Raw genomic sequence first — 23914 nt, forward strand, 5'->3', positions numbered from 1 at the left:
TGTATTAATTTTAATTAAATTTACCTCATCTCCATTGGTAACGTCACGTGAACAGAGTCGCACCAACACAAAATGAAATTAAATAAATACGCAGCTAATTTTAGCGGAATGCTCAACAAAAGTATTCTGTTTCTTCTGTTGATATTTTGTGTTTTCAGTGCAATGATTTCCAAATCGCAAGTAGTAGCAAATTTTACTTCGGACGACACAACAGGATGTGGATTGCTTGAACTTGAAATGATAAATTTATCTACCGGAGCATCTTCTTATTATTGGCAGGTATTTGATGAATCCGGAATAGAAGTAGCGAGTTCAACGCTTTCAAATCCTTCGTTTTTTCTAACAGTTACCGGATCATATACAGTTGAGCTAACTGCAACCGGAGTTTCAGGAAGTGATTTTTTATCTATTCCCGGTTTTGCAACAGTCTATACGAATCCGAATGCAGAATTTATATCATCAGGAACAGAAGGATGTTTGCCTTTAACATTAACTTTTACAAATACTTCTACACCCGGAACCTATGGATCACTATCAGATTTTTATTGGATAATTACTGGCGCAGGAGCATTACCTGATACCGATGAATTGACCTATACTTTTAATTCGCCGGGATTATATACTGTTTATATTTTTGTGGAAGATGGTGCCGGATGTTCTGATTATTTTACAACGGATATTCAAGTGTTTGATGCTCCTTCAGTAGATTTTATTGCAGATAGTACTGTGTCTTGTTCATTACCACTCACCACACATTTTACAAATTTATCATCCGGTTCAGGAGATTTAATTTATGCATGGAATTTTGGCGATGGTGCAACAAGCTCTGCAACAAATCCAACACATACTTTTTCCGAGATTGGAAATTTTGATGTGAGTTTAACTGTAACGGATGCAATTGGTTGTTCCAACACTTTTACCGCAGAAGATTTTATAATAATTAATACCACTTTGAATGTGGATTTTTCTTCTTCATTAACTACAGTGTGTGCAGGTAATTCTATAGAGTTTACAAATTTAAGTGATGCTGTTGTTGGTACATGGTTATGGGATTTTGGTGATGGCTCTACTTCATCTGCATTTGAACCCACACATACTTATACCTCTGCGGGAATTTATACTGTAAGTTTAAGTGGAGATTTTGGAGGTGGTTGTACAGGATTTATTAGTTATCCTTCATTAATGAATGTGATTGCATCGCCTACAGTTTCGTTTACATCTACTGATCCGAATTCCTATTGTTCTGTTCCCTTAACTGTATCATTTACTCCTTCAGTTGCTGGTGGTCCTGTAACGTTCTTATGGGAGTTTGAAACACCTGATGGTATTTCTACTTCCACGGCAATTATGCCTAACTTTTTATGGTCAGTTCCGGGCTCGTATGATGTTGCTTTAACGGTGACAAATATATTGGGATGCTCCGCAGAAATTTCGATACCGGATTATGTTACTATTGGTACTTTAGAAGTGGTGCCGATTGCAACACCCGAGTCCGGTTGTATTCCATTATCGGTTTCATTTGAAGCCATAGCTGGTGATGAGCTAACAGAATTTTATTGGGATTTTGGTGATGGAACTACTTCAACGTCAGTGCATCCAACACATGTTTATAATACAGTAGATTGTTTTGATATGATGTTAATTGCTTCTACTGCGGATGGTTGTATTGATACCACTTTTGTAAATGATTTTATTTGTGCAGGTGAATCAGGTACCGCATTGTTAGGAGTACCGGATACATCTTGTCCTTCAGTTAAATTGGAAGTATTTTATTTGCCATTAGATTCTATTGAATTAATAATTGATGGCGGCTTAGATTATTTTATTACAACAACTGTTGATTCAAATACAACCGTTTCTATGGAACCTGGATTTCATGAGGTATTATTTTATACTTGGATTAATGGTTGCCCGGATACTGTTTCTTCTTCTATTTTTATTTTAGATATTGATGATAGTTTATTGGTGTATGATATAAATTGTCTTGATCCGTATAAAGTGAAATTTTATATTGATTCATCACTTGCAGCACTTTCCTGTGGATGGACTTGGGACTTTGGGGATGGTACTGTGGATTCTGTAAATATGAACCCCATCCATACTTATGCGGAAACAGGTTCTTATCATGTGTCAATTGTATATGATTGTATTACAGAGGAAGAATGTTCGGGCATTGGATTTAATGTTTTAATCACAGATCCTGTTGCTGCTTTCGAAGTGGATGGAGGAGCATGCGACACTCCTTATACCGCCATATTTACAAATACATCTACGGATGGAGTAGATAATAATCTCACTTACTATTGGAATTTTGATGATGGCACTTTTTCTACTGACACTAATACAGAACATACCTATTCAGACTTCGGAATTTATTTAGTAACCTTATTAATTACAGATGTAAATGGTTGTACTGATTATTTTGTAGATACGGTGTCAATAAATCAGGTGAATGCATTTTATACTCTTGATGATGATTATGGATGCACACCTTTTACAATGCATCTTACAGATAGTTCTTCTTCTTTAGTTGGGGATATTACTTCTTGGGAAATTTATTGGGCGGATGGTACTTCTGATACTTATACTACAGCAGAAGAAATGATAGATGTTACGCATACCTATACTGAATCAGGAGTATATCCAATTACACTTATTGTTTATGATGCGAATGGATGCAGTGATTCTTATGTAGACACTATTAGATCTAAACTCCCTTTTGTTGACTTTATAGCTGATGATACAATACCTTGTGTTGGTCAATTAGTAACATTTACAGAGTTGGCAACCGGGACCGGTATTTCCTTTTTATGGGATTTTGGTGATGGTACTACTTCTACTCTTGCAAATCCAGCACATGCATATTCCACTCTTGGTTCTTTTACAGTTTCACTTACTGTTACCGATTATTATGGATGTGTTGTTGTTGTAGAAAAGCCTGCATTTATTATTGCGGAAACAATCAATGCAGATTTTGATTTTGATATTGTAATTGCCAATTGTAATTATTCTTTAGTTCAATTTAATTCTATAATTGAAGATTCTATTTGTTCCTTTTACTGGAATTTTGGCGATGGCGGAACATCCACTGATCCCAATCCACTTTATCCTTATTTAACTGCAGGAAGTTTTGATGTTTCACTTACTGTTATCGATTGCAATGATTGCGAAACAACTATTTATAAATCAGGTTATATTGATGTGCCAGGTCCTTTTGGTTATATTGTTCCATCAAAAGATTCAGTTTGCGTTGGAGAAGAATTGATTTTATATGTTTCCATTTATTCAAGTGATTCGCTAGGATTATTTTTTGACAATGGTGATTTCTATTCTCAGGATATTGTATTCAGCAATGAGGTTACAACATTAGAAATTCCATACACTTATAATGAAGCGGGATATTATGGCCCCACTGCATTAGTGGTGGATACAAGTGGTTGTTTAAATATTTTATACATCACCGATAGTATTTTAGTTAGTCCGATGCCGCAAGCACTTTATTCAGTTTCTGATGTGGGAGTTTGTCAGGGTACAGAAATTATTTTTTCTGATAGTTCTTATAGCGACGAACCAATTATTAGTTGGTTATGGAATACAGGGGATTCAAGTTTTATTGAAAATGAATCTATAGATTTTGAATATACTTATGTAGATACAGGTATTTATATTTCTTCATTAGAAGTGCAAACTGCTTTTGGTTGTACTAACACTTTTGATATACCTGTAACAGTAATTCCATATCCAATTTTTAATCTGAGTGAGGATACTATTATTTGTCCTGGAATGGATGTGCAATTAAGTGCAACCGGCGGATACACTTATTTTTGGAGTCCACCGGAAGGCCTATCATCATCAGTGGTTCCCGATCCAATTGCACATCCTTTGGTATCTACTTTATATACTGTGATAGTTACAAATGGAGATTGTTCTTTAATTGATTCTGTACAAGTAAATGTAGTAGAAGAATTAATATTGGATGCCGGTCCGGATACAATTTTATGTAAGCCCGGTGAGATAAATTTATATGCATTACTTACCAATGATATTCCTCAGTCGGAAATATTATTTTATTGGCAACCGGATAGTTTTTTGAATGACATTTTTATTCCGGATCCTATTTCAAATACTACAGAAACTATTCAATATACAGCCTATGCAAGTTGTGGATTTTTAGATGATTCAGCAATAGTAACTGTAGTAGTTACCGGGCCGCCTGATATTGATATTCCTGTGGATACTATTTCAACAATTGCCGGCCAACCGGTGAATGTTATTGCTGAAGTTATCTCAGGTAATGATCCCTTAACGCATGAATGGAATCCTTCTCAATTTGTGGATTGTCCTACTTGTTTAAATGTAAATATTACCGTAGATAATTCTATGGTTTTGGGAATCTTGACAACAGATTCATTAGGCTGTACCGATTATGATTATATATATCTGCGAGTGATACCTTGTGATGAATCTGTATTTAAAATTCCAAATATTATAAGTCCGAATAGCGATGGTTTTAATGATGAATTTTATATTGATTATACAGATGTTGCAGGATTAAAAAGTATCACCATTTTCGACAGATGGGGCGAACGCATGTTTCATACTACAGATGTGGAAAGACGTTGGGATGGAACTTATCGTGGTAAAATTTGTAACCCCGGTGTATATGTGTATACTATCGAATTTATTTGCGCAGATGGTGTCGAATCTGTTATCTCCGGAAATATTACTCTCGTAAAATAAAAGCCTGTCACAGCCTATAGCACAAATGCGATTCTATTCAAATTAAAATAGGCAGAATAATTATCACAATATTTTTGATACAACGTGTAATAAAATCTGCTTTATTTATTTACGCTATTGATATCTATTGTTATTTACGCAAGCATATCTAAAGTTTAGATGGTAACAAATATGTCTTTGGTGATTTGACCTGCTTCACCCTTCATGGATACTTTTAATTCCATTATAGCCACCTAACTAATTTGTGTATGAAAAACGTGATTACTCTTTATCACGTGAACCTAAAAGAAAGTATTTATCAACCGTTATTAAGTGTTGCATTTTGTGTTTGCGGCTTGCTTGTAAATACTTATGCCTTTTCGCAACTATCGGTTTCTAATTCTACATCAAATATCCCTGATATTTCGAATACGGAAATTGAAAGTTTATTACACTATTACGATCATCAAATATTCTTTACAGAAAATAAAGGTCAATGGGATTCCAATGAATTATATCGTGCTGAATTTCCATTAGGTCAAGCATTGGCAACTAAAGAAGGAATGTTGCTGGCAACCTTTAATGCGGAAGATATACAGGCATCATATGCATGGGGTTTGAAAGAAGAAGAGGCAAGAAAGAACTTACAAGAATTTAATGAAACTCCGGTAAAAATTCATGGACATGGATGGAGGATGGAATTTGTAAATGCTTCACCACAAATGTCTGTTCAGGCAAAGCAAGTACATAAAGAAGTGTTCAATTATTTTATGGGAGATAATGCCGGACAAACCAATGTAAAAAGCTATCAGGAAATATGGTATAACAATGTGTATGAACATGTAGATGTCAGATATTATCCATCAGCAGAAGGTTCGTTAGAGTATGATATCATTTGTAAGCCTGGGTTCGATAAAAATACATTAGCTATTCGCATGGCCGGAATTACAAAAATCAAAAAACAGGAAAATGGGTCACTAATATTCAGAACAAGTGTTGGCGATATGGAAATACCTGCACCTATTGTATATCAAATTGTGGAGGGGAAAAAAATAATGATTGATGCCAGATATAGAATTACTGACGACAACATTATTTCATTTGATATTGGAAGTTTTGATAAAAATGCAACATTGATTATTGATCCGATTGCAATGCGTTGGGCTACTTGGGTAAATTCAAATTCAACCGGACAGAATCATGGTCATTGTATTTGGGTTGATCAATCCGATGGTGCAATTTATATTGTTGCTCGTGTGGATGGTTCTACAAATTTTATTACTGTTGGTGCATTTGATGTTACATCCAATGGTCATGTGGATTTAGTAATCGGAAAATATTTGGAACCGGATGCGGTTGGCGGTGTGGGGTCTCGTGTTTGGCAAACTTATGTGGGTGGTAATTTGGATGATAATCCTTATGCAATGGAACAAGGACCTGATGGCGAATTATATATTGCCGGTTATACAGGCAGTTCGAATTATCCTTTATCGGGTGGTCTCGCTTTCAGTGGAAGTGGAATTGATAACCGGGCTCAAGCAACGGATAATATTTTTATTACAAAAATTAATACTTCTGGTAATTCAATTAAAAGTGCAGTAATTGGTGGTAACGGTAGCGACGGTGCTTTTGATTTGCGTACTACAGCGGATGGAAATATTGTTGTTTGCGGTAATACAAGAAGTACAAACCTAAATACTTTGTTTCCGGGTGTGGGTGCAACGAATATAAATTATGGAGGTATTGATGCAATTATTTTTAAAATTAATACTGATCTTGATGTAGTTGATTGGATAAATAATTATGGTGGTAGCGGTCTTGATCAGGCAACGATTATGTTGGTGAATCAGGATAACGCAGACATTTTTGTTGCGGGCTATACTAACTCTTCGGCATTTCCGACATTAATTGCCAGACAATCATCTAAAGTGGGTGGAACAGATGGTTATATTCAAAAATTTAATAGTGATGGCACAATGATCTGGTCATCATATTTTAATTCTGCGCTTTCAAAAATCACCAAGATACTTTGCATGGAATTTAATGGTGATGGAAGTGAATTAATTTTTGGTGGTATTACAAATGGTTTGCATGCAAGTAATATTTCTGCATCGGGCGTGTATGATAACTCTTATAATGGCGGGACCAATGATTTGTTTATTGTGAATATGGATACGAGTCAAACTTTTAATTACGCAACTTATATTGGTGGAAGTGGAAACGAAGTGAATATGATGGGTATGAATGTGGATGATAATAATGATGTATTTGTATTTGGATATACAGATAGTAATAGCCCAAGTTTAACCGCAACATTTGGCGCATTGCAAACCACAAACTTTGGAATAAATGATAAAATATTTTTAAAACTCTCTGCTGATCTCAGTGCATTAATTTATCTTACTTATTATGGTGGCAGCGGCAATGATTATGATCCTATTGGTCAGCGTGGAATTAAAACAAGTAATTGCAGAATTTATACAATTATCACTGCGCAATCAAAAGATATTCCTCTAACAGAAGGAGCGTTGAATACAAATAAAATTAGTAGCACTTCTATTTATGAACCGGGATTAGTTGTGTGGGCAAATCCGCCTGATTTAATTAATAATGAAATTTTCAGTGATCAAATATTATGTCCCGGACAAACACCCGAAGAATTTACAGGCTCTGAACCTGATTATGTATTGCCAGTAATTATTCGTGATGGAACAACATCTGTGTATCCAGATATTGGAACTGCTGAAGTATATCAATGGCAATATAGTTTGGATAGTATAACATGGATAGATGTGCCCGGCGGTATTTATCAAAATCTGGATCCGATTTTAATTGGTCCGATAGATACGTTTACTTATTTCAGAAGAATAATTGGTGGAGATGCCTGCATTAGTATTGATGCAGATCATGTTACTATTACAGTGAGTGTTTTAAATGTGGATGGCACTATAACAGATCCACTTTGTTATGACGCTGCAGAAGGTTCAATCACTTTAATACCTGCCGGTTCTTCAAGTTATAGTTATGTATGGAGTACAGGTGATGATGCAATTTCAATTGATGGTTTAATTGCAGGAGATTATTTTGCGGTGGTAACAGATGCATTGGGATGTTCAGATACATTCTTTGCAACAATTACTGATCCTGCACAAATACTTATCAGTGAAACGCATGAAAATGTAAACATATCTTGTGGTGTAAATGGCTCAATTGATCTTACTGTAACCGGCGGATCTCCTGCTTATACTTTTTTATGGGAAGATGGCAGTACGGATGAAGACAGAGAAGAATTAAGTGAAGGAATTTATTCGGTAATTGTTACTGATGTTTTTGATTGTACGGATACACTTGAAATAGAAATTGGTTTTGATACAACACTTGCTTGTTTAATAGATGGCGATTTACAATTTTGTAATGGTGGATTTACAACACTTACAGCTCCTGATGGATTTGATTATTTATGGAGTACAGGAGAAATTTCTCAAACAATAGAAGTGTATGCAGCCGGGTTTTATTCTTTAACTATTACTAACAATCTTGGTTGTACTGCTTTCTGCGATGTATATGTTGTTGAATTATCTGCTACATCAATTGATCAGGATGGGTTCATATGCGAAGGTGAAATTTATATACTGCCTGATGGTTCTACCACATCTATAACCGGTGATTATTCAACTACATTAGTTGCAGCAAATGGATGTGATTCAATAATTATTACACACTTATTTATAAATCCAACTTATGTTATAACCAACAATATAGAGATATGCGAATATGAGTCGTACACAATGCCCGATGGATCAATAGAAAATTCTACAGGTACTTATATTTTTAATTACACAACAATGTTTGGTTGTGATTCAAATATTACAATAAACCTGAATGTAGATTTATCATTAAGCGATACAGTAGAAGTAAATATTTGTGAAGGCGATATCTATACATTACCCGATGGTGTAACAGTAAATGCATCCGGCACTTACATTTCAATACCAACTGTAATAGTGGGTTGTGATTCTATAATAGTAACTCTGTTAACAGTAAATACTATTTACGAAGAAAATATATCTGCAGAAATTTGTGAAGGAGATTCCTATACTTTACCCGATGGTTCAAGTGCAACAACAAGCGGAATTTATATTTCAAATTTATTTTCAATCAACGGTTGCGATTCGATTATCACAACTGATTTAATTGTGCATCCAATTTACGATGAAAATATATCAGCAGAAATTTGCGATGGCGAAACATATATTTTACCCGGTGGAAGTTCAGTTTCAACCACTGGAATTTATATTTCCAATTTAATAAGTATAAACGGTTGTGATTCAATTATCACCACTGATTTAATTGTGAATCCGATTTATAATGAAAATATCTCAGCAGAAATCTGTGATGGGGAAGAATATATTTTACCTGATGGTTCAAGTGCAACAACAACTGGAATTTATATTACTAATTTAATAAGTATCAACGGTTGCGATTCGATTATCACCACTGATTTAATTGTGCATTCGATTTATTTAACAACAGTTGATGCAGAAATCTGCGATGGTGAAACTTATATTTTACCTGATGGATCAGCTGTTGCAACAACTGGAATTTATATTTCAAATTTATTTTCAATCAACGGTTGCGACTCCATAATCACCACTGATTTAATTGTGCATCCGATTTATTCAACAACAGTTGATGCAGAAATTTGCGATGGTGCAACTTATATTTTACCGGATGGATCAACGGTTGCAACAACTGGAATTTATATTACCAATTTATTTTCTATCAACGGTTGCGATTCAATAATCACAACAGATTTAATTGTGCATCCTGTTTATAATGAAAATGTAGATGCAGAAATCTGCGATGGTGAAACATATATTTTACCTGATGGATCAACTGTTTCAACAAGCGGAATTTATATTTCAAATTTATTTTCAATCAACGGTTGCGACTCATAATCACCACTGATTTAATTGTGCATCCTATTTACTTGAAAATGTTTCTGCAGAATGCGATGGTGAAACATATTTTACCTATGGATCCTTGCAACAACAAGCGGAATTTATGTTTCTAATTTATTTTCCATCGATGGTTGTGATTCAATTATCACCACTGATTTAATTGTGCATCCGGTTTACGATGAAAATATATCAGCAGAAATTTGCGATGGTGAAACTTATATTTTACCTGATGGATCAACAGCAACATCAACCGGAATTTATGTTTCTAATTTATTTTCCATCGATGGTTGCGATTCAATTATCACTACTGATTTAATTGTGAATCCAATTTATGATGAAAATATCTCAGCAGAAATTTGCGATGGTGAAGAATATATTTTACCTGATGGAACAACGGTTGCAACAACTGGAATTTATATTACCAATTTATTTTCTATCAATGGTTGCGATTCGATTATCACCACTGATTTAATTGTGCATCCGATTTACGATGAAAATATATCAGCAGAAATTTGCGATGGTGAAACATATATTTTACCTGATGGAACATCCGCAACAACAACCGGAATTTATATTACAAATTTAATTTCAATCAACGGTTGCGATTCGATTATCACTACTGATTTAATTGTGCATCCGATTTATTCGACTACTATAGAAGAAGAAATCTGCGATGGTGAAACTTATATTTTACCTGATGGATCAACTGTTTCAACAAGCGGAATTTATATTTCAAATTTATTTTCAATCAACGGTTGCGATTCCATAATCACCACTGATTTAATTGTGAATCCAATTTATTCAACAACAGTTGATGCAGAAATTTGCGATGGTGAAACTTATATTTTACCTGATGGATCAACAGTTACAACAACTGGAATTTATATTTCAAATTTAATAAGTATCAACGGTTGCGATTCAATAATTACTACAGATTTAATTGTAAACCCAATTTATTCAATCACAGTTGATGTAGAGATTTGCGATGGAGAAGAATATATTTTACCTGATGGATCAACTGTTGCAACAACCGGAATTTATATTTCAAATTTATTTTCTATCAACGGTTGTGATTCAATTATCACAACTGATTTAATTGTGCATCCGGTTTACGATGAAAATATATCAGCAGAAATTTGCGATGGTGAAACTTATATTTTACCTGATGGATCAACAGCAACATCAACCGGAATTTATGTTTCTAATTTATTTTCCATCGATGGTTGCGATTCAATTATCAACACTGATTTAATTGTGAATCCAATTTATTCAACAACAGTTGATGCAGAAATCTGCGATGGCGAAACATATATTTTACCTGATGGAACACCTGCAGCTACAAGCGGAATTTATGTTTCTAATTTAATAAGTATCAATGGTTGTGATTCAATAATTACTACAGATTTAATTGTAAACCCAATTTATTCAATCACAGTTGATGTAGAGATTTGCGATGGTGAAGAATATATTTTACCTGATGGATCAACTGTTGCAACAACCGGAATTTATATTTCAAATTTATTTTCTATCAACGGTTGTGATTCGATTATCACAACTGATTTAATTGTGCATCCGGTTTACGATGAAAATATGTCAGCAGAAATTTGTAATGGTGAAACATATTTTTTACCTGACGGAAGTTCAGTTTCTTCAACCGGAATTTATATTACCAATTTAATTTCTATCAATGGTTGCGACTCCATAATCACCACTGATTTAATTGTGCATTCGATTTATTTAACAACAGTTGATGCAGAAATCTGCGATGGTGAAACTTATATTTTACCTGATGGATCAACTGTTGCAACAACTGGAATTTATATTTCAAATTTATTTTCAATCAACGGTTGCGACTCCATAATCACCACTGATTTAATTGTGCATCCGATTTATTCAACAACAGTTGATGCAGAAATTTGCGATGGTGCAACTTATATTTTACCTGACGGAACATCCGCAACTACAACCGGAATTTATATTTCTAATTTATTTTCTATCGATGGTTGCGATTCCATAATCACAATAGATTTAATTGTGCATCCGGTTTACGTTGAAAATGTTTCTGCAGAGATTTGCGATGGTGAAACTTATATTTTACCTGATGGATCAACTGTTTCAACAACCGGAATTTATATTACAAATTTAATTTCCATCAATGGTTGCGATTCGATTATCACAACTGATTTAATTGTGCATCCGGTTTACGATGAAAATATATCAGCAGAAATTTGCGATGGTGAAACTTATATTTTACCTGATGGATCAACTGTTGCAACAACCGGAATTTATATTTCAAATTTATTTTCTATCAACGGTTGTGATTCGATTATCACAACTGATTTAATTGTGCATCCGGTTTACGATGAAAATATATCAGCAGAAATTTGTAATGGTGAAACATATTTTTTACCTGACGGAAGTTCAGTTTCTTCAACCGGAATTTATATTACCAATTTAATTTCTATCAATGGTTGCGACTCCATAATCACCACTGATTTAATTGTGCATTCGATTTATTTAACAACAGTTGATGCAGAAATCTGCGATGGTGAAACTTATATTTTACCTGATGGATCAACTGTTGCAACAACTGGAATTTATATTTCAAATTTATTTTCAATCAACGGTTGCGACTCCATAATCACCACTGATTTAATTGTGCATCCGATTTATTCAACAACAGTTGATGCAGAAATTTGCGATGGTGCAACTTATATTTTACCTGACGGAACATCCGCAACTACAACCGGAATTTATATTTCTAATTTATTTTCTATCGATGGTTGCGATTCCATAATCACAATAGATTTAATTGTGCATCCGGTTTACGTTGAAAATGTTTCTGCAGAGATTTGCGATGGTGAAACTTATATTTTACCTGATGGATCAACTGTTTCAACAACCGGAATTTATATTTCTAATTTATTTTCCATCGATGGTTGCGATTCGATTATCACAACTGATTTAATTGTGCATCCGGTTTACGATGAAAATATATCAGCAGAAATCTGCGATGGTGAAACTTATATTTTACCTGATGGATCAACTGTTGCAACAACTGGAATTTATATTTCAAATTTATTTTCTATCAACGGTTGTGATTCAATTATCACTACTGATTTAATTGTTCATCCGGTTTATAATGAAAATATCTCAGCAGAGATTTGTGATGGCGAAACATATATTTTACCTGATGGATCAACGGTTGCAACAACCGGAATTTATATTTCTAATTTAATTTCTATCAACGGTTGTGATTCAATTATCACTACTGATTTAATTGTTCATCCGGTTTATAATGAAAATATATCAGCAGAAATTTGCGATGGTGAAGAATATATTTTACCTGATGGAACAACAGTAACAACAACTGGAATTTATATTACCAATTTATTTTCTATCAACGGTTGCGATTCGATTATCACCACTGATTTAATTGTGCATCCGATTTATTCGACTACTATAGAAGAAGAAATCTGCGATGGTGAAACTTATATTTTACCTGATGGATCAACTGTTTCAACAAGCGGAATTTATATTTCTAATTTAATTTCTATCAACGGTTGCGACTCCATAATCACCACTGATTTAATTGTGCATTCGATTTATTCAACAACAGTTGATGCAGAAATTTGCGATGGTGAAACATATTTTTTACCTGACGGATCATCTGCAACAACTAGCGGAATTTATATTTCTAATTTAATTTCTATCAACGGTTGCGATTCAATAATCACCACTGATTTAATTGTGCATTCGATTTATTCAACAACAGTTGATGCAGAAATTTGCGATGGTGAAACATATTTTTTACCTGACGGATCATCTGCAACAACTAGCGGAATTTATATTTCTAATTTAATTTCTATCAACGGTTGCGATTCGATTATCACCACTGATTTAATTGTGAATCCAATTTATGATGAAAATATCTCAGCAGAAATTTGCGATGGTGAAGAATATATTTTACCTGATGGATCAACGGTTGCAACAACTGGAATTTATATTACCAATTTATTTTCTATCAACGGTTGCGATTCGATTATCACCACTGATTTAATTGTGCATCCGATTTATGATGAAAATATTTTAGCAGAAATTTGCGATGGTGCAACTTATATTTTACCTGATGGAACAACTGTTTCAACAAGCGGAATTTATATTTCAAATTTATTTTCTATCAATGGTTGCGATTCAATAATCACCACCGATTTAATTGTGCATCCTGTTTATAATGAAAATGTAGATGCAGAAATCTGCGATGGTGAAGAATATATTTTACCTGATGGAACACCTGCAACAACAAGCGGAATTTATATTTCAAATTTATTTTCTATCAATGGTTGTGATTCGATTATCACCACTGATTTAATTGTGCATTCTGTTTATTCAACAACAGTTGGTGCAGAAATTTGCGATGGCGAAACATATATTTTACCTGATGGAACACCTGCAACAACAAGCGGAATTTATATTTCAAACTTAATAAGTATCAACGGTTGCGATTCGATTATCACTACTGATTTAATTGTGCATCCGATTTATGATGAAAATATCTCAGCAGAAATTTGCGATGGTGCAACTTATATTTTACCTGACGGAACATCCGCAACTACAACCGGAATTTATATTTCTAATTTATTTTCTATCGATGGTTGCGATTCCATAATCACAATAGATTTAATTGTGCATCCGGTTTACGTTGAAAATGTTTCTGCAGAGATTTGCGATGGTGAAACTTATATTTTACCTGATGGATCAACTGTTTCAACAAGCGGAATTTATATTTCAAATTTATTTTCAATCAACGGTTGCGATTCGATTATCACAACTGATTTAATTGTGCATCCAATTTACGATGAAAATATATCAGCAGAAATTTGCGATGGCGAAACATATATTTTACCCGGTGGAAGTTCAGTTTCAACCACTGGAATTTATATTTCCAATTTAATAAGTATAAACGGTTGCGATTCGATTATCACCACTGATTTAATTGTGCATCCAATTTATAATGAAAATATATCATCAGAAATCTGCGATGGTGAAGAATATATTTTACCTGATGGATCAACTGTTACAACAACAGGAATTTATATTACCAATTTATTTTCTATCAATGGTTGCGATTCAATTATCACAACTGATTTAATTGTGCATCCGATTTATAATGAAAATATATCAGCAGAGATTTGCGATGGAGAAGAATATATTTTACCTGATGGATCAACAGCAACATCAACCGGAATTTATATTTCTAATTTAATTTCTATCAACGGTTGTGATTCGATTATCACCACTGATTTAATTGTGCATCCGGTTTATTCAACCACAGTTGATACAGAAATTTGCAATGGTGAAGAATATATTTTACCTGATGGATCAACAGTTACAACAACAGGAATTTATATTACCAATTTATTTTCTTTCAACGGTTGTGATTCAATAATCACCACCGATTTAATTATGCATCCTGTTTATAATGAAAATGTAGATGCAGAAATCTGCGATGGTGAAGAATATATTTTACCTGATGGAACATCCGCAACTACAGCCGGAATTTATATTTCCAATTTAATAGGTATAAACGGTTGTGATTCAATAATCACCACTGATTTAATTGTGCATCCTGTTTATTCAACAACAATTGATGCAGAAATTTGCGATGGTGCAACTTATATTTTACCTGATGGATCAACAGTTACAACAACTGGAATTTATATTTCAAATTTATTTTCAATCAACGGTTGCGACTCCATAATCACCACTGATTTAATTGTGCATTCAATTTACGTTGAAAATATCTCAGTAGAAATTTGCGATGGTGAAGAATATATTTTACCTGATGGATCAACGGTTGCAACAACTGGAATTTATATTACCAATTTATTTTCTATCAACGGTTGCGATTCAATAATCACCACCGATTTAATTGTGCATCCTGTTTATAATGAAAATGTAGATGCAGAAATTTGCGATGGAGACGAATATATTTTACCTGACGGAAGTTCAACGACAACAACTGGAATTTATATTACCAATTTATTTTCTATCAACGGTTGCGATTCGATTATCACAACTGATTTAATTGTGCATCCAATTTATTCTAAAACAGTTGATGCAGAAATTTGCGATGGTGAAACTTATATTTTACCTGATGGATCAACAGTTACAACAACTGGAATTTATATTTCAAATTTAATAAGTATCAACGGTTGCGATTCAATAATTACTACAGATTTAATTGTAAACCCAATTTATTCAATCACAGTTGATGTAGAGATTTGCGATGGTGAAGAATATATTTTACCTGATGGATCAACTGTTGCAACAACTGGAATTTATATTTCAAATTTAATAAGTATCAACGGTTGCGATTCAATAATTACTACAGATTTAATTGTAAACCCAATTTATTCAATCACAGTTGATGTAGAGATTTGCGATGGTGAAGAATATATTTTACCTGATGGATCAACTGTTGCAACAACTGGAATTTATATTACTAATTTATTTTCTATCAACGGTTGCGATTCAATTATCACTACTGATTTAATTGTGAATCCAATTTATGATGAAAATATCTCAGCAGAAATTTGCGATGGTGCAACTTATATTTTACCTGACGGAACATCCGCAACTACAACCGGAATTTATATTTCTAATTTATTTTCTATCGATGGTTGCGATTCCATAATCACAATAGATTTAATTGTGCATCCGGTTTACGTTGAAAATGTTTCTGCAGAGATTTGCGATGGTGAAACTTATATTTTACCTGATGGATCAACTGTTTCAACAAGCGGAATTTATATTTCAAATTTATTTTCAATCAACGGTTGCGATTCGATTATCACAACTGATTTAATTGTGCATCCAATTTACGATGAAAATATATCAGCAGAAATTTGCGATGGTGAAACATATATTTTACCTGATGGAACATCCGCAACAACAACCGGAATTTATATTACCAATTTATTTTCTATCAATGGTTGCGATTCAATAATCACAACAGATTTAATTGTGCATCCTGTTTATAATGAAAATGTAGATGCAGAAATTTGTGATGGTGAAGAATATATTTTACCTGACGGATCAACGGTTGCAACAACTGGAATTTATATTACCAATTTATTTTCTATCAACGGTTGCGATTCAATAATCACAACAGATTTAATTGTGCATCCTGTTTATAATGAAAATGTAGATGCAGAAATCTGCGATGGTGAAACATATATTTTACCTGATGGATCAACTGTTTCAACAAGCGGAATTTATATTTCAAATTTATTTTCAATCAACGGTTGCGACTCCATAATCACCACTGATTTAATTGTGCATCCTATTTACGTTGAAAATGTTTCTGCAGAGATTTGCGATGGTGAAACTTATATTTTACCTGATGGATCAACTGTTATAACAAGCGGAATTTATATTTCCAATTTAATAAGTATAAACGGTTGTGATTCAATTATCACTACTGATTTAATTGTGCATCCGATTTATAATGAAAATATATCAGCAGAAATTTGCGATGGTTCAACTTATATTTTGCCTGATGGATCAACAGTAGCCACAAGTGGAATTTATATTACCAATTTATTTTCTATCAACGGTTGCGATTCAATAATCACCACAGATTTAATTATTCATCCAATTTATTCAACCACAATTGATGCAGAAATCTGCGATGGTGAAACATATATTTTACCTGACGGAACATCAGCATCAACAACCGGAATTTATATTTCTAATTTATTTTCCATCAACGGTTGTGATTCGATTATCACCACTGATTTAATTGTGAATCCAATTTATTCAACAACAGTTGATGCAGAAATTTGCGATGGTGAAACTTATATTTTACCTGACGGAACATCAGCATCAACAAGCGGAATTTATATTTCTAATTTAATTTCTATCAATGGTTGCGATTCGATTATCACAACTGATTTAATTGTGCATCCAATTTATTCTACAACAGTTGATGCAGAAATCTGCGATGGTGAAGAATATATTTTAGCTGATGGAACAACAGCAGCTACAAGCGGAATTTATGTTTCTAATTTATTTTCCATCGATGGTTGCGATTCGATTATCACCACTGATTTAATTGTGAATCCAATTTATTCAACAACAGTTGATGCAGAAATTTGTGATGGTGAAACTTATATTTTACCTGATGGATCAACGGTTACAACAACTGGAATTTATATTTCTAATTTATTTTCCATCGATGGTTGCGATTCGATTATCACCACTGATTTAATTGTGCATCCTGTTTATTCAACAACAGTTGATGCAGAAATTTGCGATGGCGAAACTTATATTTTACTTGATGGAACATCCGCAACAACAACCGGAATTTATATTACAAATTTAATTTCCATCAATGGTTGCGATTCAATAATCACCACTGATTTAATTGTGCATTCGATTTATTCAACAACAGTTGATGCAGAAATTTGCGATGGTGAAGAATATATTTTACCTGATGGATCAACTGCAACATCAACCGGAATTTATATTACAAATTTAATTTCCATCAATGGTTGTGATTCAATTATCACCACCGATTTAATTGTGCATCCGATTTATAATGAAAATATATCAGCAGAAATCTGCGATGGCGAAACATATATTTTACCTGATGGAACACCTGCAACAACAAGCGGAATTTATATTTCAAACTTAATAAGTATCAACGGTTGCGATTCGATTATCACAACAGATTTAATTGTGCATCCAATTTACGATGAAAATATCTCAGCAGAAATCTGCGATGGTGAAACATATATTTTACCTGATGGAAGTTCAGTTTCAACCACTGGAATTTATATTTCCAATTTAATAAGTATAAACGGTTGTGATTCAATTATCACTACTGATTTAATTGTGAATCCAATTTATGATGAAAATATCTCAGCAGAAATTTGCGATGGTGAAGAATATATTTTACCTGATGGAACAACGGTTGCAACAACTGGAATTTATATTACCAATTTATTTTCTATCAATGGTTGCGATTCGATTATCACCACTGATTTAATTGTGCATCCGATTTACGATGAAAATATATCAGCAGAAATTTGCGATGGTGAAACATATGTTTTACCTGATGGAACATCCGCAACAACAACCGGAATTTATATTACAAATTTAATTTCCATCAACGGTTGCGATTCGATTATCACCACTGATTTAATTGTGAATCCATTAAGTATAATTATTATTGATGCGGAAATATGTATTGGTGAAGGATATTTACTTCCTGATGGTTCAAGTACTGGTGCTCCGGGGGAATATAATTACGTATTTATTAATGCATTGGGATGTGATAGTACAATTGCAGTTACTATTTCAGTTGATCCGGATTGTGATCAAATTGAAGTTTATGATCAAGATGAAATTCCTGTAGTTACTGATGTGGTAATAAATCCAATAGATAAAGGAAAGGATTGTGATAGCTTAAATAATCTGCCTTATGTGGATATTGCGAATGATACATTATATGTGTATTTGGGTGAGCAGGTGGAATTACTTGCAAATGTATTTGGTGGCTTAACGCCGTTAAGTTTTCAATGGGAACCGGCAAATATGGTTGAATGTCCTACTTGCCCCGAAACCAATACTATTGTGAATCAAACTGTTATTTTGACTTTCACTGCTACGGATACAATGGGTTGTAAATCCTCTGATGATATTATTCTTCGTTTATTACCTTGTGATGAATCTCTTTTTGAAATACCGAATATTATGAGTCCGAATGGCGATGGATTAAATGATGAATTTTATATTAGCTATGAAGGAAATCTTATTATAAAGCAACTGAATATTTTTAATCGCTGGGGAGAAGTAATGTTTCAAACAAGAGATTTATCCGAAAAATGGAATGGCACTTTTAATGGTATTCTTTGTAATCCGGGAGTGTATGTTTATACCGTTGATTTTATTTGCAGTGATGGAACACTTTCACTTATTTCAGGCAATATAACCTTAGTTAAATAGTAGAATTTATTTTCCTACTTTTAATTCAATAGAAAAGTAAAATTTATAACCATTCAATTGAAACCAGTGATTTGTAATAATTTTTGATTTTATTTGTTCTTCTTAAATTGTTAGCGTTTTGAATTGAATGATACATTTTCCCTGTTACAAATATCACCATTGCGTTCAAATTATTCGGTATATTAAACTCTACTTTTAAGGTATATTTAAATAGATGAGAAGACTTTTTACCCAAACAATCCTTTTTTCATTACTGCTACTGTCGCAATTAGGTAGAGCACAGGACTGGCACTATTCGCAGTTTCATGCTTCACCGTTAATGGTAAATCCCGGATTCACCGGTTTGTTTAATGGAGATATTCGCTTTATAACCAATTATAAAGATCAATGGAGTTTTGCAGCACCATATCGTACTTTTTCATTTTCTGCAGATGGTGCTTTTGCTATTTTAAAGAATGGTGATTTCGCAAGTGGTGGGCTTCAGGTATTAGCTGATAGAGCAGGCGATTTGAATTTTACTACTTTAAAAACTGCTGCGAGTTTCTCTTATAGTAAAGCATTAAGTGGGTATGGAAATCATTTTCTTACACTTGGTTTTGAAGCGGGTGTAAATCGTCGTTATGTGGATTATACTAAAATGGTAGCATTCGATCCGGAGCCATACGCTACCTCCGTAGATAACAATTTTAATTTTGCTGATATTTCAACGGGGCTTACATGGTATTTTCTTCCCAGCGATGAAATTTATGTGTATGCAGGAGGTTCTATTTTTCATTTGAATCAACCTAATCAAAGTTTTTTACAAGATGGAAGTGATATTCTTGAACGTCGTTATTCATTACAAGCAGGTATGCAATTTCCAGTTTCAGATAATGTAAATTTATTGCCAAGTTTATTATATAATGAGCAAGGACCGCATCGTGAATTTGTAATTGGAACTTATCTCAAATATAAATTAAGCCATGTAACTGTACGACAAGAAACTGCAATGTATGTGGGTGTATGGTATAGAAATAAAGATGCGGTAGTTACTTCAATTCGTTTTGATCATAATAATGTGATTGCAGGAATTAGTTATGATATTAATACAAGTACCTTGTCTGCTGCCAGCTATGGTAGAGGTGGATTAGAACTTAATTTGATTTATATTTTGGATAAGAAATTTAATTCTGCAAAACGCATGAAGAACAGAAGCTATCAATGTCCGAAGTTCTAATTTCTACTTTTATAAATTTCAAAATAATCACTTTCAATCGGTAATTTTTCACATTGCGAAGTAAGCCATGGAATGTAACTATGATTAAATTCAAAATCAGGGTCAAATGGAATTATTCCTTTATAAAACAACTTACTGTCAATCTTATCTACAAACAGATACACAATGTTTTCTTGCAAATCCTGAGTTACCATTTCCGTAAATTGTTCTTCAGCACCGATATATTCATGATGCTGCATCCAGTCTAATGGAAGTGGGTTTCGACTATGCATTACGGAATAAATAAATGCATTGTTAGGTATCATCGTAAAATGATTTTTCGGTTGATTAAGCAAAGCATAAATGCGCTTGAATTCTACAAAATATTTTCTGGTATTTTCATTCACCTTAGTTTTACCCATTTCAGGAAAAATATCTTCTAATGTATAATTTAATTTCGAACTTGTCCAGTCCCGATAATTTACTTTAGGCATACTTAATTGTGAAATAATAAATAATAGAATTGTAGCAACTGCAATAATGCTATAGGCTTTGCGAAGATGGATTTGTATAAACGTTATATTAGATAAACGGATGAAAATTAGTATCCAGCAAGCCATAGCAATACCGCCGAGATAGGGGCGGGGAGAGTTGTCGCCAATGGATATACTGCTAGTCCAGGCAATTAATAAAGTGAAGCCGATTGCTAGAAGAACAGATGCATTTAATCTCCAGATAAAAATGCCATGTAGTAGCAATATCACAAGCAGCCAATAGAAATAAAATGAATAGTCATTGGAATAATTTCCAAAAAACAAATGCAATGTAAACCATAAACTAGCTAACGTAATTGCTAAATAATACAGGTTGACTAACGAAGAAATTTTATTACTATTTAGAAGAATAGATTTTCTGAAAAAGATAAATATTAAACCAATTGCCTGAATAATTATCCAAGGGTATTTGGCAAGTGATTTAAAATAAGTAATGACACCAGTATCTACTAATTCAGTGCGCCCGGTCATCTGATCTATAAATAATTGCAATCCAGCTTGTTGCCAGAGATAAATAAAATAGAGAAGCAAAGGAGTGGAGCCGATAATTCCAATTAAAATTCTGAATGGAATTTTCTTTAATTGAAAGTTGTAAAGCAGAATCAAAATTCCCAATAATACTAATGGCAATGCAAATGATTGTCGGCAAAGTGTGGCACATGATGCAAAAAGTATCGCCGGTATTGCATACTTATAATACGCATTCTTTGTAAATGTGCTTTCAAAAAAGGGCATAATAAAATAGAAAGTAATTGTAATAAACAATAGTGCATCTGTGGTGGTCCAGGTGAAAATGGGTCCATTATTTAAATTCAATATTATAGTGGAAATAATAGCTGCACTGTAAATTAAATACTGTTTATTATATGGGATATATTTTTTAACAGTACTTAAGAAAATAAAAACCCATAAAATAGAAATCAGAATATATTCTAATGCAGCAATAATCCTTGAAGTAGGAATTATCGGAAAGGGTAGTATTAAATCTAATTGATGTAGCAAGCCTGAGCCTACAGGACGGATACTTATAAATTCTTTGTGAGGAACTTCGTGATTGAGTAATCGCCAGCTTTGGGATAATACAACTCCTTCATCCGAAGGATTGAAACCTTGATTAACTGTATATCCCGTAATGCTGAAAACAATTGCATACAGGAGAATAATTAGAATAGATGTTTGTATATATTTTTTAATATTCACTGCTTAACTTTCTATGCTTATAAATAGGGGAGTGTTGTAAAAATAAAAGTAATTATAAGCAGTGCACTATAAATAAAAAATAGAGGTAGAGGAATATAATTTTTGGGGGCAATATGCAATGATTTTAGTTTAATTGTAAATGCTATTTTTTCAAAAATATATGCAGCTACAGTTCCTAATGCAACACCCGGCAAACCAATCAGAGATAGGAATAAAAGACTTAATACAATGTTGAGAATAAATTCTATTATTGAAACCCACATAAGAAAATTATTTTTTTCAAATGCCATTAAAATGGATTGAGGAAGTAACGTTCTGGGGATTATCAGCAGTAAATAAATATTAAAGTAGATAAAGCTTTCGGAAAATTGCGGATTAAAAACAACCGGAAATGCAAACTTGCTAATGCACATTAATAAAATACCGGCAGGAAAAATTTTATGCATTAAAGCACTTGTGTTTTGCTTAAGTGCAGATATTCCGGTGATTGAATTAGCCGCTATTATCCCAATCATAGAAAGATTTACAGCACCTGCTAAAATCATTGCCAAAGGAAATTCTCGTGCGCCGTATTGATACATTGCAAATGTTGCCTTGTCAAAATGTGTATTGATAATAATTCCATCAACATAAATGGATGCACCACCCAACATAAAACTGATTCCAAGTGGAAGCGCAAGTTGCAATACCGATTTTACTTCTGCTTTATCAGCTACTGGTTTACCTGCAAATAAATACATAACATAAGTGAAGATTATTTTCACCAAATGGAAGGAAATGATTCCCCAAATAATCAAAGTGATATTAAGAGTTGTAAGTGCAATAATTAATACGATTATTGGAAGCAGGATTGCATGCGCAAGCGTAAGAATTAAAAGTGGTTTACCTTTTTTAACAGATAAAAAATAATGTTCGGAGAAATAAGAAATGTTTTGAGCCGGCAACAAAAGTGCAAGTTGTAAAACAAGTGTATGAGAAATATCAAACGTATTTCTTATTGTCGGTTCTAATAATAAAATTAAAAGAGATAACAGAAAGGAAATAGATATAAAAATGAGAAGTGTTGAATCAATTAATCTGTTTTTATTTTCTGCTTTTACAAATCGCTGTATGTATATAGATAGCACCGCATTCACCCAAAAGAAACTTGTTAGTCCGGTGAGTAAAAGCAGTGTTTCATAATTTCCAATTTCAGATTGTGCTATACCAGATTTTGATAAGATAATTCCAATAAGCAATAGACCGGAATATCTTGCAACCTGAAAAAGCTGAAA

At 33.3% G+C, this 23914-nt stretch carries 6 protein-coding genes; 4 read left to right on the top strand and 2 right to left on the bottom strand.

Annotation, left to right across the window (positions count from 1 at the left end; all coding sequences use genetic code 11):
- The first annotated feature begins 108 nt into the window (after positions 1 to 108).
- The 4 genes from IPN31_08910 (at position 109) to IPN31_08925 (ending at position 20907) form a co-directional block, all read left to right on the top strand.
- On the top strand, positions 109 to 4740 hold the full coding sequence (locus IPN31_08910; protein MBK8682008.1) for a PKD domain-containing protein: 4632 nt from the start codon (positions 109 to 111) through the stop codon (positions 4738 to 4740).
- Positions 4741 to 4988: 248 nt separating this feature from the next.
- Positions 4989 to 9677, top strand: a complete 4689-nt coding sequence (locus tag IPN31_08915; GenBank protein ID MBK8682009.1) for a SprB repeat-containing protein — start codon at positions 4989 to 4991, stop codon at positions 9675 to 9677.
- Positions 9678 to 9842: 165 nt separating this feature from the next.
- Positions 9843 to 19691: a gliding motility-associated C-terminal domain-containing protein gene (locus IPN31_08920; protein ID MBK8682010.1), complete on the top strand. Its 9849-nt coding sequence runs from the start codon at positions 9843 to 9845 to the stop codon at positions 19689 to 19691.
- Positions 19692 to 19905: 214 nt separating this feature from the next.
- Positions 19906 to 20907, top strand: coding sequence for a PorP/SprF family type IX secretion system membrane protein (locus IPN31_08925; protein ID MBK8682011.1), 1002 nt, complete (start codon positions 19906 to 19908; stop codon positions 20905 to 20907).
- On the opposite strand, the gene IPN31_08930 is transcribed toward IPN31_08925, so the two are convergent.
- Together IPN31_08930 and IPN31_08935 are read right to left on the bottom strand one after the other, a co-directional pair.
- Entirely contained in the window at positions 20904 to 22640 is a 1737-nt protein-coding gene (locus IPN31_08930) for a hypothetical protein (GenBank protein MBK8682012.1), read from the bottom strand. The two genes, IPN31_08925 and IPN31_08930, sit on opposite strands and share 4 nt — an antisense overlap.
- Positions 22641 to 22657: 17 nt before the next feature.
- Positions 22658 to 23878, bottom strand: coding sequence for an oligosaccharide flippase family protein (locus IPN31_08935; GenBank protein MBK8682013.1), 1221 nt, complete (start codon positions 23876 to 23878; stop codon positions 22658 to 22660).
- Positions 23879 to 23914 lie beyond the last annotated feature (36 nt).

It is taken from the genome of Bacteroidota bacterium (assembly GCA_016715425.1).
In the GTDB taxonomy this organism is placed as follows: domain Bacteria; phylum Bacteroidota; class Bacteroidia; order Chitinophagales; family BACL12; genus JADKAC01.

Bases quoted from the DNA above. Each gene is read 5' to 3' on its own strand.
- IPN31_08925 (MBK8682011.1), top strand. From the start codon at position 19,906: ATGAGAAGACTTTTTACCCAAACAATCCTTTTTTCATTACTGCTACTG.
- IPN31_08910 (MBK8682008.1), top strand. From the start codon at position 109: ATGCTCAACAAAAGTATTCTGTTTCTTCTGTTGATATTTTGTGTTTTC.
- IPN31_08915 (MBK8682009.1), top strand. From the start codon at position 4,989: ATGAAAAACGTGATTACTCTTTATCACGTGAACCTAAAAGAAAGTATT.